Source organism: Blautia sp. DFI.6.71 (assembly GCF_020593585.1).
Taxonomy (GTDB): domain Bacteria; phylum Bacillota; class Clostridia; order Lachnospirales; family Lachnospiraceae; genus Blautia_A; species Blautia_A wexlerae.
In genome coordinates this window covers 44,897-59,862 of sequence record NZ_JAJDMJ010000021.1, presented here as the reverse complement: position 1 = coordinate 59,862, position 14,966 = coordinate 44,897, and the positions used below count along the sequence as shown (strand labels likewise).

At 44.1% G+C, this 14,966-nt stretch carries 6 protein-coding genes; all 6 read left to right on the top strand.

Annotation, left to right across the window (positions count from 1 at the left end; genetic code table 11):
• Nucleotides 1-311: 311 nt before the first annotated feature.
• Complete coding sequence (locus LJE12_RS10665; protein ID WP_055058655.1) at nt 312-872, top strand: VanZ family protein; 561 nt, start codon at nt 312-314, stop codon at nt 870-872.
• Between the two features lie 389 nt (nt 873-1,261).
• Nucleotides 1,262-2,098 (top strand): deoxyribonuclease IV, encoded by an 837-nt coding sequence (locus LJE12_RS10660; protein ID WP_008704353.1) that lies wholly within the window; start codon nt 1,262-1,264, stop codon nt 2,096-2,098.
• Between the two features lie 116 nt (nt 2,099-2,214).
• Nucleotides 2,215-2,607, top strand: coding sequence for a hypothetical protein (locus LJE12_RS10655; RefSeq protein WP_227194671.1), 393 nt, complete (start codon nt 2,215-2,217; stop codon nt 2,605-2,607).
• A 40-nt stretch (nt 2,608-2,647) separates the two neighbouring features.
• Nucleotides 2,648-4,075, top strand: coding sequence for an outer membrane protein assembly factor BamB family protein (locus LJE12_RS10650; RefSeq protein ID WP_227194672.1), 1,428 nt, complete (start codon nt 2,648-2,650; stop codon nt 4,073-4,075).
• A 132-nt stretch (nt 4,076-4,207) separates the two neighbouring features.
• On the top strand, nt 4,208-5,953 hold the full coding sequence (locus LJE12_RS10645; protein WP_022380987.1) for an MATE family efflux transporter: 1,746 nt from the start codon (nt 4,208-4,210) through the stop codon (nt 5,951-5,953).
• Between the two features lie 13 nt (nt 5,954-5,966).
• Nucleotides 5,967-14,951: a non-ribosomal peptide synthetase gene (locus tag LJE12_RS10640; RefSeq protein WP_227226937.1), complete on the top strand. Its 8,985-nt coding sequence runs from the start codon at nt 5,967-5,969 to the stop codon at nt 14,949-14,951.
• Nucleotides 14,952-14,966 lie beyond the last annotated feature (15 nt).

Sequence of the window (14,966 nt, the reverse complement as noted above, 5' to 3'; positions counted from 1 at the left end):
CGCAAGTCCGGATTCTGTGAGGGGCGTACGACCGCAAGGGGTGCGTCTACTCGACCCATGAAATACCCGGGGATTTATATGAAGGATATTGATAAAAGTGCTTTGTAAGAATCAGGTAGTTTTGGTATAATTCATTGTAAATGAAAATATAACCGAATCAGGTAAGTCCTCTGCGGAGGTTGCAAAAAGCGATAAGCAGTGGGTGGGAACTTGCTTGTATCAGGAGGATTGTAAGCTCCTTCTGATAAACTGCGAATATCCGATTGACAGGCAGTTAAAATCAGGATTCATGAGATGGGGAGAGATAGATAGTGGACATTTATCAGATTATTATTACACATAATCGAAGCTGGACGATCAGGGAAATTATTGCTTTTGCAGTGGTTTTCCTGATGGCCGTTTTTCTGGCAGCAGTATTATTAAGGCTGCATAAAATAGTGATCATTCAGGCAGTCTGTGGACTGTTGCTTCTGACGTTTCTTTCAATTGTATTTGGTTCTACTGTTTTTACGAGGACTCCGGGGATCAGGCAGTATCAGCCGGAGGTATTCTGGTCATGGAAGGAAATCCTGGGGATTGGTACATGTGGCAGACTGGGAAGTACTACGGGAGATGGTTTACTGCAGGAGAATCTGTTGAATATTCTGCTACTTTTTCCGGCAGGGATTTTATTGCCGGGGGTGACAGGCAGAAAACTGAAATGGTGGATGGGATTGCTTGTGGGAATTGCGGTATCATCTGCTATCGAGATTAGTCAGCTGCTGCTTTGCAGAGGGTTGTTTGAGTTTGACGATATTATTCATAATAGTTTGGGATGTATGCTGGGGTCTTTGTTGGGGAATAGGATGTTAAGGTTGGTACATGGAAAGTAAAGGGCAGGACCAGATGAAAAACTGACAAGTCATCTTGAATTGCGATTTCAGGAAGGTCACGTTCAAAACTTAACAGTTTTTGTGAAGCATTTTGAAAACCGTCCCTGCTATCAGCAGGGGCGGCTTTCATTTGTGCGCCTATTTATTGTTTTCGCTGACATGAAGATAGTTCATAAGCGCAACCTGAAAAATTTTGGAACAATTGACTCCGTTCACAGCAATGCCTTTTTGACGTAAAATTGTTTATAACAGTAAAAATGTTTAACAAAATCTGTTAAAATGCTATAATGCAGATATGAAAAAGATAATCTTGAGAAAATCCATAATGTATGATAAAAGGATTACTATAAACTGGTACTGTGAAAATACGACAGAAGAGGAGTAAAAAGATGTTATATATAGGAAATCACACAAGCTCATCCCGGGGCTACCTTGCAATGGGGAAGCAGATGCTGGCAAATGGCGGTAACACATTTGCATTTTTTACCAGAAATCCAAGAGGAGGGAAAGCCAAAGACATTGATCCGCAGGATGTGCAGGCATTTGGGCAGCTGGCAGAGGAGAATCATTTTGGAAAGCTGGTGGCTCATGCGCCTTACACTATGAACTGCTGTGCTGCCAAAGAAAACCTCAGGGATTTTGCCAGGGAAATCATGGCAGATGATCTGAGACGTCTGGAAATGACACCGGGAAATTATTACAATTTTCATCCGGGCAGTCATGTAGGACAGGGTGCAGAAGTAGGAATCAGTAAAATTGCAGAAATTCTCAATGAAGTGCTGACAAAAGATCAGAGTACGATTGTACTTCTGGAAACTATGTCAGGAAAGGGCACAGAAGTAGGAAGAAATTTCGAAGAACTTCGTCAGATCATTGACAGGGTGGAGTTAAAAGATAAATTAGGTGTTTGCCTGGATACCTGTCATGTCTGGGATGGTGGATATGATATTGTAAACGATCTTGACAGCGTATTTGAAGAATTTGACCGGATAATAGGTCTGGACAGACTAAAAGCCATCCATTTAAATGACAGCATGAATCCCCTTGGCAGCCATAAGGACCGCCATGCCAGAATCGGAGAAGGTGAAATAGGACTGGAGGCACTTGTCCGCGTGATCAATCATCCTGCCACAGAGGGAATTCCGTTTATTCTGGAGACACCAAATGATGATGAGGGATGGACTCATGAAATTGCGTTGCTCAGAAATGAGTATAAACAGAAATGAGTATAAATATATCTGTCCGAATCAGGAAGATAAATTGGGGCGTGCTGACAAGTTGTAAGTGCAAATCGAAAGAGTAGGAGTGAGATCAAAAGGAAGGAATGCAGGAAAGATCAGAGATGCAGCAAAGACAAGGATATCAGGCAGTAGAGAAGCTGAGAGAAACACTGGACGAGAAGTATCTGTGGGAGGTTATTTTACTCTATGCAGGTGAGAGTTTCAAAACCTATACAGGGCTTCCGTTCACTTATGAAGTAAGAAAGGGTCGGAATGGAGACTACACAAGGGAGTTGTGGATCGACCGTAGGGAGAACAGTAAGAGTCTGGCGTTAAGTTCAGTGCTGCTGGCATTGAGAAACATAAAGAAGGTGGGAACTGTGGTTGACAGACCCAAAGCTCTGGGCGACATCCGCGGAGTGAGTTATATCTATGGAATGTTCTACCGCTTTGGGCTGATCGATGTGCCGGATACAGCCAGGCAGAAGATGAAGTTCACAGGATATATTTTTTAGGAGGAAAGAGACTAAAGAGATTAATTTTCAGCCTCATTGTGTGGATTCTACAAAACCGGAAAATCTGATCAGCTATACTAATATTGAGGTGGATGGGATCGTCACATTCCGCGGAAACAGTTTTCGCGATGCTCCTTCCCATGGTTATGCAGATATGACTGATTTCAGGCTGGACAAACTGTGGTCTGCAGATACAGGTTCTCTTTCTTCGGGCAGCGCAGTCTGGACAGGAAGTGGCTGGACAGGACAGCCGCTTATGATGAAATGGCCCAAAGAAGTTAAAGCACATATGAATATGACAGAGAAAGCAAAGGCAGATGATGAACTGGTTGAGGTGATTTATGCCTGTATGGATGGGTATGTGTATTTTCTGGATTTGAGAACGGGAGAAAAGACACGTGACCCATTATATCTGGGATATACTTTTAAGGGTGCGGGTGCCCTTGATCCGAGAGGATATCCGATTATGTATGTTGGCGCCGGATATAACAGCAACGAAGGAACTGCAAAGGTATTTGTAGTAAACTTGCTGGATTGTAGTGTTATGTATACTTTTGGAGACAATGATGAGTTTTCACTCAGAGGAAGTCTGAGCTTTTTTGACGGATCAGCACTTGTGGATGCAGAGACAGATACCCTGATCTATCCGGGAGAGAACGGAATCCTGTATCTGATCAGGCTGAATACAAAATATGATCTGAACAGTGGGACTTTATCCATTGATCCGGGCAGAACTGTAAAATGGCGCTACTATGGAACAAGAAGCAGTACAGAGTCTTTCTGGCTTGGAATGGAAGACAGTGCGGCAATCTATAAAGGCTATATATTTATGACCGATAATGGGGGAAATCTTATGTGTCTGGATCTGAACACTCTTCAGCTGGTATGGGTTCAGGATACATTGGATGATTCTAATTCAACGCCTGTTCTGGAAATCGAAAAAGGACATCTGTATCTGTATGTAAGTACTTCCTTCCGCCTTGGATGGAGAAGTTATGACACAGCCACTGTCCCTGTCTGGAAGATTGATGCAGAAACCGGTGAGATCGTGTGGCATACAGATTATGAATGTACTACTGATGACGGTGTTTCCGGTGGAGTTCAGTCTACGATTGCCTGTGGAAAGAACAGCCTTGCCGATTATATATATGTGACAGTGGCAAAGACCTCTGACAATGCATCCGGAGTTCTTGCCTGTCTGAGAAAATCTGACGGATCTAAAGCATGGGAGGATTCTTCCTCATATGCCTGGTCTTCTCCGGTGTGCGTTTATAACAAAGACGGATCAGGAAAGGTTCTTTATTGCAACAGTACAGGTGATATCCGCCTTCTTGATGGTAAAACAGGTAAACAGGAAGATGTATTATCTGTCAGCGAGGGCGTGATAGAGGCTTCCCCGGCTGTCTACGATAACTATGCGGTTGTAGGCACCAGAGACTGTAAAATATGGGGAATCAGGTTACAGTAAATAGCAATATTTATTTGCTTTCTCCCATTCTTTATTAACTTGCCATTTATCGCACTAAATGGTAAAATTTAAATATCTTACAGTTTTACGACACAATATTTTGAAAAAACTGAAAACAAAGGAGAGGAAGCGATGGAAGAGAGAAATAACAGACTGCTGAATGCGAAGCTGAACAAGTATATTGTTCCGGGGATTATGATGTCTCTGGCACTTCAGCTGGGGAATATTGTGGATACGATATTTGTAAGTAATCTGATAGGTGTGGAGGCAATGTCTGCAGTTACCCTGAGCCTGCCTGTAGAGACGCTTGTTCAGCTTACGGGTTACTGCCTTGGTATCGGCGGTTCCATAGCAGTGGGAAACATGCTTGGCAAACGAGACAAAGAAGGGGCATCGAAATTGTTTTCTGCCACATTTATAGTAGCACTTGTGGTGGGAATCATTTTTTCAATCTGCGCCCTTCCTGCAGCAGAACCTGTTGCCAGACTTCTGGTATCAGGTGACGGTGTCCTGACCGGTTATACCAGAGATTACATACGTGTAAGTATGCTGGGGGCACCGGTGATCGGAATTGGACTGATGATGGTCAATTACCTTGGAGTGGAGAATCATCCGGAGCTGGCATCAGCCTACCTTATCGCAGCCAATGTGATCAATCTTGTGCTGGACTATATATTCCTCAGATATACTCCGCTGGGAATTACAGGTGCATCCTTATCAACTGTTCTTGGTTTCCTGTTTGCAATGGGAATTTTTGTGCTTTATATCCGCTCTGATAAGCGAAACCTTCATCTGATCCTGCTAAAGCCGGGCGAACTTGGAATCACAAAGGAAGCAATCATCACAGGCGTGCCAATGCTGATCTTTATGGCAGCTAATTTTGTAAAGGCGCTTGGACTGAATACCATTATCATGAACCAGCTGGGCGAGGAAGGTATGGCAGTATTTACTGTCTGTGACAATGTGCTGCTGATCGTCGAGATGCTTACAGGCGGAATCATCGGTGTGATCCCCAATGTGGCAGGAATCCTTTTTGGAGAGAAGGACTACGTGGGAATCCGGGTTCTCTGTAAAAAGATGCTGAAATACAGTTACATCCTGCTGGCTGTGATCTTTGTCCTTATTATGCTGTTTACCGAGGAAATCACTGTCATGTTCGGAAGCGGCGGTGGCGAGCTGGGCAGCCATATGGTCCAGGCGCTGCGCATCTTTGCTTTGTGTGTGGCACCTTATCTGTGGAATAAGTTTATTATCAGCTATTACGAGTCCATTGAGGAGACAGTCATTGCAAGTTTTGCCACATTTCTGGAGAATGCGGTGGTAGTTCTGCCTGCAACCCTGGTGGGAATCCTTGTATGGAAACAGATTGACGGGATCGGTATCGACGGAATTGCAGCAGGATTTGTTGCCACTGAGATCATAACTGCAGTTGCAGCCTGTATTTTCAGAAAAATCAGGCATAAGAATACAAGCTTTTATATTGTTCCTGACAAAAATCCGGGGATTAATCTGGATTTTTCCATTAAGAGTACCATGGAGGAAGCACAAACGGTTCATAAGAGGATCATAGAGTTCTGCCAGGAACAGGGAGCTTCTAAAAGCAAGGCAAATCTTGCCGCAGTGTGTGCGGAGGAAATGACTGTAAATATTATACGATTCGGGGGAAAAACCTCCAACTGGATCGACATTAACCTCTGTCTGGAGGATGATCTCTGCAGACTGAGGATCAGAGATAACGGTGTAAATTTCAACCCTCTGGAATATCAGTATGACAGTGAAGACTTTGATATACATGGGATTGAACTTGTCAAGAAGGTATCAAAATCCATGGATTATATTCGTGCGATTGATATGAATAATACCATAATATCTTTTTAGGAGGTACATGAAAATGAAAAATATTAATGAAAGGAACAATTTTGTTTTTGAGTTTCGGCCGGTAACAGAATTGTTCGAGGAACAGGTGAAGCTTCATCCAGAGAAATGTGCAGTTGTCTCCGGCAAAGAGAGCTTCACCTATGCACAGCTCAACGAACGGGCTAACAGGATTGCCAATGCACTTGTGGAAAAAGGTGTCAGACGGGAGACCATCGTAGGTGTGGTTCTTGAGAGATGCTGTGATTTCTATGCAGTGCGACAGGGTATCCTGAAGGCAGGAGGCGCATTTGCAGTTGCCACACCGGATTATCCTGATGACAGGATCCGGTATATTTTTGAGGATTCAGGAGCTCCTTTTATTATCACAACAAAGGAGATCGCAGAGGAACGAAGGGAACTGTTTGCTAAGCTTCCCTGTACAGTACTTCTGATCGAGGAACTTCTGGAGAATGAGAATACAGAGAATCCTCAGGTAAAGATCGGGGAGCATGATCTTTGTTATTGTATCTATACTTCTGGTTCCACAGGCAAGCCCAAGGGTGTGCTGATCGAACATATCAACCTTGCCAATTTTGTAAATCCGGATCCGAAAAATGCGGAAACTTATGGTTATGTCAGCAGGGGATCGGTTTCTCTTTCCATGGCAGCCATGACCTTTGATGTGTCTGTTCTGGAGGAATTTCTGCCACTTACCAACGGGATGACTGCGGTGATCGCCTCTGATGAGGAGATTCTGAATCCTCTTATGCTGGGTGAGCTGATCGTCAGAAATAAAGTGGATATTATGACCACAACTCCTACTTACCTGTCCAATATGATCGATCTGCCCCAGCTTGAAAAAGCAGTTTCTCAGATTAAGGTGTTTGATGTAGGTGCAGAGGCTTTTCCTCCGGCTCTGTATGACAAGATTCGCAGAGTAAACCCGGATGCTTACATTATGAATGGTTATGGACCTACGGAAACTACCATCAGCTGTACCATGAAGGTAATTACGGACAGCAGAAACATTACCATTGGTACGCCTAACGGTAATGTGAAGGTATATATTGTAGATAAAGAGAATAAGATCCTTCCGGACGGAGAGACCGGAGAGCTTGTGATCGCAGGACTGGGCGTTGGCAGAGGTTATATGAATCTGCCGGATAAAACAGAGGCTGTATTCATTGATCTTAACGGCGAGAGAGCTTATAAGACCGGTGACCTTGCAAGGATCAGCCCTGAGGGTGAGATTGAATTTTTCGGAAGAATAGACAATCAGATCAAGCTTCGCGGTCTGAGGATTGAGCTTGGTGAGATCGAGGAAGTGATCAATTCCTATGAGGGAATCATTACCAGCATTACTCTGCCTGTAGATAACAAATTCCTCTGCTGCTATTTTATGGCTGACCGCCAGATCAATACAGAGGAGCTTTCTGCCTATGCATCAGAGTCCCTGGCTCATTATATGGTTCCTGAGGTTTTTGTCCAACTGGAAAAGATGCCTGTGACACAGAATGGTAAAATTGATAAGAAAGCACTGCCAAAGCCGGCTGCACAGCCAAAGAATCTGAAAGAACCCCAGACTCCTATGCAGAAGAAGATTTTTGAAATCGTTGCAGACGTTGTGGAGAATGATTTTTTTGGAACTGACACAAGTTTTTACAGGGCGGGGCTGTCTTCTATCAGTGCCATGAAGCTTTGTATTCTGATTTCAGAGGAATTCGGAGTGACTGTGAAAACCAGTGATATCCACGAAAACAATACGGTGGAGAAACTGGAAAAATATGTGATGCTTGCACCGAAGATCAGAACCTATGAAAAGAGAGAAGTTTACCCTCTTACCGGCTCCCAGAAGGGTATTTTTGCAGAGTGCATGAAGAATCCTGAGAGTACGGTATACAATATTCCGTTCCTGTTTGAACTGGAAAGCTCTGTTGACGTTCAGAAGCTGTCAGATGCCATTTCTCAGATGATCGCTGCACATCCGTATCTGCTGACAAAGGTTTATTTAAGTGACAGCGGAGAGATGGTGCAGAAGCCTTGTGAGGAAGCCTTTGTACCAGAGGTGGTACAGACCACAAATGAGCAGTTTGAAAAGATGAAAGATGAGCTGGTGCGTCCCTTTAAGCTGGAAAAGGGACGGCTGTTCCGGGCGGGGATTTATGTGACAGAAGACAGGAAATATCTTTTTACAGATTTCCACCATATCCTGGCAGATGGTAATTCCTATGATATTATTTTTGAGGATATTGATCGGGCCTATCTGGGTGAGAAATTGGAGAAAGAATCCTACACAGGCTTTGATGCTGCCCTTGATGAAGAACAGCAGATGAAAGAGGGAAAATATAAGAAGGCCGAGAAATATTATGACAGTATTTTCGAGGGAATTGAGACAGAATCCCTGCCTCTTCCTGACTGCTCAGGAAAGACTCCTGAGAGAGGATATCTGTCGATGCCTGTGGACACCGGAGAGTCTCTGGTACTTTCTGCCTGCGAGAAGCTGGGGGTTACTCCAAACATTCTGTTTACAGGTGTATTCGGCATTCTCATGAGCAGATATTCCAATTCCGAGGAGAGTCTTTTTGCAACTATTTATAATGGAAGAAATGATTCCAGACTGGAGAATACAGTCTGCATGCTTGTAAAGACTCTGCCGGTTTACTGTTCCTGTGATCCGAAAGTCACCATACAGGCCTATATGACAGAGCTCTCTGAGCAGATTCTGTCTTCCATGGCAAATGATATTTTTCCGTTCTCTGATATCTGTGCAAAGTACGGGATTAATTCTGATCTGGTATTTGCATATCAGGCAGAGCTTGGGGATGATTTCCCGATCGGGGATACCGTTGCCAGGGGTCATGACCTTTCTCCGGATATGTCAAAGATGCCTCTGCTGATCCAGGTAAGAGAATACGATCATAAATATGTGCTTACTGCAGAATACCGCAGTGACATGTACAGTGAAGCCTTTGTACGTGGAATATTGGAATCTTATGAGGCAGCTATGGATTCCTTGCTGAAAGCAAAATATATTTCGGAAGTTTCTGTTCTTTCCAGAAATGGAGCGGACAAAATTGCGGAATTTAATAATACTGCCTGCGAATATGACAGAAGTAAGACCATCGCTGATATGTTTGAGGAGCTGGTACAGACCATTCCTGACCATACGGCTGTGGTATTTAAGGATAAAAAATATACTTACAGAGAACTGGATGAGATCAGCGACAGACTTGGAAAATATATCGCATCCCAGGGAATCGGCAGTGAGGATGTTGTTTCCATTCTGATCCCCCGATGTGAATATATGGCGATCGCGCCGATGGGCGTGATAAAGGCAGGTGCAGCTTACCAGCCTCTGGATCCAACCTATCCCAGGGACCGCCTGATGTATATGATGGAGGATTCCTCTGCAAAGCTTCTCATTGCTGACAGAGAGCTTCTTCCTCTGGTAGACGGATATAAAGGACCGGTGCTGTTTACAGATCAGATCTGGCAGCTGGAGGATAGGGATGTTGTGCTTAAGAAGCCGCAGCTGCATGATCTGTTTATCCTTTTGTATACTTCCGGTTCCACAGGTGTGCCAAAGGGCTGTATGCTGGAATATGGAAATATTACTGCTTTCTGTCACTGGTTCAAGAGGTATTATGGCATAGATTCGGATTCCAGGGTAGCTGCATATGCTTCCTTTGGTTTTGATGCCTGCATGATGGATATTTACGGTGCTATCGCAAACGGTGCACAGCTTCACATTATTCCGGAGGAGATCCGTCTGGATTTCATTGGACTGCAGCGCTATTTTGAGGAAAATGGCATCACGCATTCCTTTATGACTACTCAGGTAGGAAGGCAGTTTGCGCTGGAGATGGATTGTAAGAGCCTGAGATATCTTTCTGTAGGAGGAGAGAAACTGGTTCCATGTGAGCCGCCAAAAGATTATAAGTTTATCAATGCTTATGGACCTACAGAGGCGACTATTTTTACGACTGTATTTGAAGTGGACAAATATTATCCAAATGTCCCGATCGGAAAAGCACTTGACAATGTGAAGCTTTATATTACAGACAAGCTGGGGCATATGCTTCCTCCCGGTGCATGCGGAGAGCTGATGATCACCGGCTGGCAGGTTTCCAGAGGATATCTTAACAAGCCGGAAAAAACTGCCGAGGTCTATACAAAGAATCTTTATGATGATACACCGGGATACGAAGTGATGTATCATTCAGGTGATGTGGCAAGATTTCTTCCGGATGGAAATATCCAGATCATTGGCAGAAAGGATTCCCAGGTTAAGATCAGAGGTTTCAGGATTGAGCTTTCTGAGGTTGAGGAAGTGATCCGCAGATATGAGGGTATCAGGGATGCCACTGTAGTTGCCTTTGATGATCCAAATGGTGGAAAATATATTGCTGCCTATGTGGTATCGGACAGCACTGTTGATATCAATGCTCTGAATGATTTTATTAAAGAGACAAAGCCTGCCTATATGGTACCTGCAGTTACCATGCAGATTGACAAAATTCCTCTGAACCAGAACCAGAAGGTAAATAAAAAGGCTCTTCCTCTGCCTGAGAAAAAAGCAGCGGAGATCATTAAGCCTGAGAATGAGGTTCAGCAGATATTATTTGACTGTATCGCAGAGGTTCTGGGGTATACGGATTTTGGGATTACCACAGATATTTATGAGGCAGGTCTGACATCCATCACTGCCATTAAGCTGAATATCCTGATCTCCAAAGCCTTTGACATTGTGATCAAAACTTCAGATATTAAGAATCATCCTACTATCCGAATGATGGAGGAATTTGTAAAAACTGCGGGAAAAGAAAGCAAAAGGGAAGTACAGGAAAGTTATCCTCTTACCAACACTCAGGAGGGGATTTTCATTGAGTGTACTGCAAATATGGGTTCTACCATTTACAATATCCCGTATCTGTTAAAGCTTGATAACAAGGTGGATCTGGACAGACTGGCAGAAGCCATTGACAGTACTGTTGAGGCGCATCCTTATCTGAAAACCCGTCTGTTTATGGATGACAACGGAAATGTACTTCAGAAACGAAACGATGGGCTCAGTTATAAAACACCGATTTTAAACGGAATGAACAGAGACACTCTGGTACGTCCATATATGTTGTTTAATGAACAGCTTTTCCGGTTTGAAATCTACAGAACCTGTGATGGCAATTATCTGTTCCTGGACCTTCACCACATTGTTGCCGATGGTACATCTCTGGCTATTATAATTAATGATATTAACAGAGCTTACAGCGGTGAGAAGCTGGAACCGGAAGGTTATACTTCCTATGATCTGGCACTGGATAACAGAGATGCCCTGGCAGGTGATATCTATAAAAATGCAGAGAATTATTATAAGTCAGTATTTGAACATGCAGGTGGAAGCATCAGCTTCTATCCGGACAAAAACGGTGCGGCTCCAACAGCAGAACTTTACCACAGAGAGACCAGATCCATTTCCGTGCAGGATGTGAAGGAATTCTGTAAAAAGCATGGAATTACGGAGAATGTATTCTTCATTTCCGCTTTTGGTATCACACTTGGAAAATATAATTTCAAAAAGGATGCTGTATTTACCACTATTTACCATGGAAGAAACGATTCCAGACTTTCGGAAACAGTGGGTATGCTGGTAAAAACACTCCCTGTTTTCTGCGATTTCTCAGGAACAGCTAAAGATTGCTTAAGCGGTGTACAGAAACAGCTGATCGATTCCATGAACAACGATATTTATCCTTTCTCACAGATCAGCCATGAGTTTGATATTAAGGCAGATGCCATGGTTATTTACCAGGGCGACAATTTTGCTTTTGACACCATTGGCGGGGAATATGCACAGGAGGAGCCTGTCAGCCTGAACATGGCAAAGGCACCGGTTTCTGTCAGCATTTCCATTGAAAAGAACAGATTTGTCTTTGAGATTGAGTACAGAGGGGATATGTACCATGAGGAAACTATCCGGTATCTGGCTGACAATCTGGAAACCACTGCAGAGGGAATCTTAAGGGAATGCGATCCGGCTGATATCCGGCTGATGTTTGAGGAAAAAACTCAGATGGAGGATATTCCGGAACATGCAGGAAAGACCTTCATAGATCTGTTTAAGGAGATGGCTGCCAGATATCCGGACAGACCGGCAGTGCGGGATGACTCCGGAGATTTTACCTACAGAGAGTTGGACAGAATGTCTGATTATATTGCTCAGAAGCTTACGGAAAACGGATTTGGCCCGGAACAGGCTGCAGGTATCCTGTGTGGCAGGACAAAGGAATATACAGTAGCCTATGTGGGTGTTATGAAGGCCGGCGGAGCCTATGTTCCTCTGGATCCGGAGTATCCACAGAGCAGAATTGAATATATGCTGAAGGATTCAGGAGCAAGAAATCTCCTTGTGATCGATCAGTATCAGAATCTTGTGGAATTTTATGACGGAAATGTGATCAGTCTGGACAGTGTGTCAGATGAGGCTGAGGATTTTGAACTTTCTGCAGAGCTTATTTCTCCGAAACCGGAGAACCTTGCCTATATGATCTATACCTCAGGCTCCACAGGAAAGCCAAAGGGTGTTATGATCGAGCACAGAAATCTGTTGAACCTGATCGAATATATCACACTGAGCAGAAATACTTCACCGGATGACATTGTGGCAGAGTTTGCGAGCTTCTGTTTCGATGCGTCAGTGATCGATCTGTTTGCACCTCTTACCGCAGGAGCAGTCCTGTATATTTTACCGGAGAGTATCCGTAAGGACGCCATTGCCATAAGCAGATATATAAAGGAAAAAGAGATCACCACCGTAACCTTCCCTACCCAGATGGGAGAACTGGTTACAGAACTTCTGGAGGATGCACCTGCTCTTAAATTTGTGACACTTGGCGGCGAGAAATTCAAGCATTACCGTAACCGTACCTATCAGATGATCAATGGCTACGGTCCTACAGAGAATACGGTTTCTTCCACAGAGTTTTTGGTAGACAGACAGTATGACAACATCCCGATCGGAAAATCACAGCGGAATGTGCGCAGCTACATTGTGGATGAGAATCTGAACCGGCTTCCGGTGGGTGCGTCCGGCGAACTTTGTCACGCAGGAAGGCAGATTGCCAGAGGATATCATAATCTTCCGGAAAAAACAGCATCTGTGTTTGTAGAAAATCCATTTGCTGTATGTGAGCAGGAAAGCCGTCTTTACAGGACCGGTGATATGGTCCGCATGAAAGGTGACGGAAATATTGAGTACATAGGCCGGATCGATTCACAGGTGAAGATCAGAGGATATCGTGTGGAGCTTGGTGAGATCGAAGGTGCCCTTCTGAAACATGAGCTGGTGAAAAATGCAGCCGTTACAGTAATTGAAAAGGGTGGAAATAAATATATCACAGCTTATTATACAGGAGAAGCCATCCCGGAGGATGAACTGAAGACCTTCCTGGAGCCGCTGATCCCGGATTATATGATGCCGTCTTTCTTTGTCAGCATTGAGGAAATGCCTGTGACACCGGGCGGTAAGATTGATAAAAAAGCACTGCCAATGCCGGAGGTAACCACGAACACTGCCAGCTATGTAGAGCCGGTTACTGCAGCTCAGAGAGCACTCTGTGAGATTTTTGAGAAAGCACTGGGAATTGAAAGAGTAGGGATTGAGGACAACTTCTTTGAGCTGGGCGGATCTTCCCTTACTGCATCCAAGGTTGCTGTTATGTGTCTGTCAAAGAATATTTCACTGGTATATGCGGATATTTTCAAATATCCTACTGTACGGGAACTTGCAGCTCTGGTTGATGATGACGGAGTTACAGAGGCTGCACAGAGCAAGAATGAATTTTCGGATTATAACTATAACAGGATCCAGAATGTGATCAGCGCAAATACAGAAGAAAATGCAGACCGGATCACAAAGGAAAAGCTGGGAGATATTATGGTCACAGGTGCCACAGGTTTCCTGGGGATCCATGTCCTTAAAGCATTCCTTGATAATTATGACGGTAAGGTTTACTGTCTTGTACGTAAGGGCAAATATGAATCGCCTGAAAAGCGAATGATGAACATGCTGATGTACTATTTTGATGATCCATACAAAGAGCTGTTTGAAAGCCGTATTATCTGTGTGGATGGGGATATTACCTCAAAGGAACAGGTAACAGGATTTTCAGAATACAAATTCAGCACCATCATTAACTGCGCTGCCTGCGTAAAGCATTTTGCGGCTGATGATGTACTGGAAAGAATTAATGTGCAGGGTGTGGAAAATCTGATCGATTTCTGTAAGAATAACGGCCGCAGACTGATCCAGATTTCTACGGTTTCCGTTGCGGGAGAAGGTTCTGACGGTGTTCCGCCAATGTCCAGAGTTTTCTGTGAGAATGATCTGTACATCGGACAGAATATTACCAACGAATATATCCGCACCAAATTCCTGGCAGAGAGGGCGGTTCTGGAAGCAGTTTCCGAGGGACTGGACGGCAAGGTAGTCCGGGTAGGTAATCTGATGAGCCGAAACTCTGACGGCGAGTTCCAGATTAATTTCATTACCAATGGATTCCTTCGCAGCCTGAGAGGTTATGCGGCTGTAGGTAAATTCCCTATGGGCGGTATGCATGAGGTGGCAGAATTCTCACCGATTGATTCTACTGCGCTGGCAGTTCTGAGACTGGCTCAGACCGACCGGAGATTTACTGTATTCCATGCATGCAACAGCCATCATATTTATATGGCAGACCTGATCTACGCAATGCGCAGCTATGGATTCAGGATTGATATTGTAAGAGATGAGGAGTTTGAGGCAGCAGTGAAGGAATTTGCAAAGACCGGTCAGGATTCTGATGCGGTTTCCGGACTGATCGCCTATACCTCACATAATGAAAATGAAATCTATACCATTGATTACAGCAATCGTTTTACAGCACAGGTTCTGTACAGGCTGGATTATAAATGGCCGGTTACAGATGACAGATATCTGGAAAATGCAATTGCAGCACTTGACAGACTTACATTTTTTGATTGATTCAGGAGGGAAAAT

Bases quoted from the DNA above. Each gene is read 5' to 3' on its own strand.
- LJE12_RS10660 (WP_008704353.1), top strand. From the start codon at position 1,262: ATGTTATATATAGGAAATCACACAAGCTCATCCCGGGGCTACCTTGCA.
- LJE12_RS10655 (WP_227194671.1), top strand. From the start codon at position 2,215: ATGCAGCAAAGACAAGGATATCAGGCAGTAGAGAAGCTGAGAGAAACA.
- LJE12_RS10645 (WP_022380987.1), top strand. From the start codon at position 4,208: ATGGAAGAGAGAAATAACAGACTGCTGAATGCGAAGCTGAACAAGTAT.
- LJE12_RS10640 (WP_227226937.1), top strand. From the start codon at position 5,967: ATGAAAAATATTAATGAAAGGAACAATTTTGTTTTTGAGTTTCGGCCG.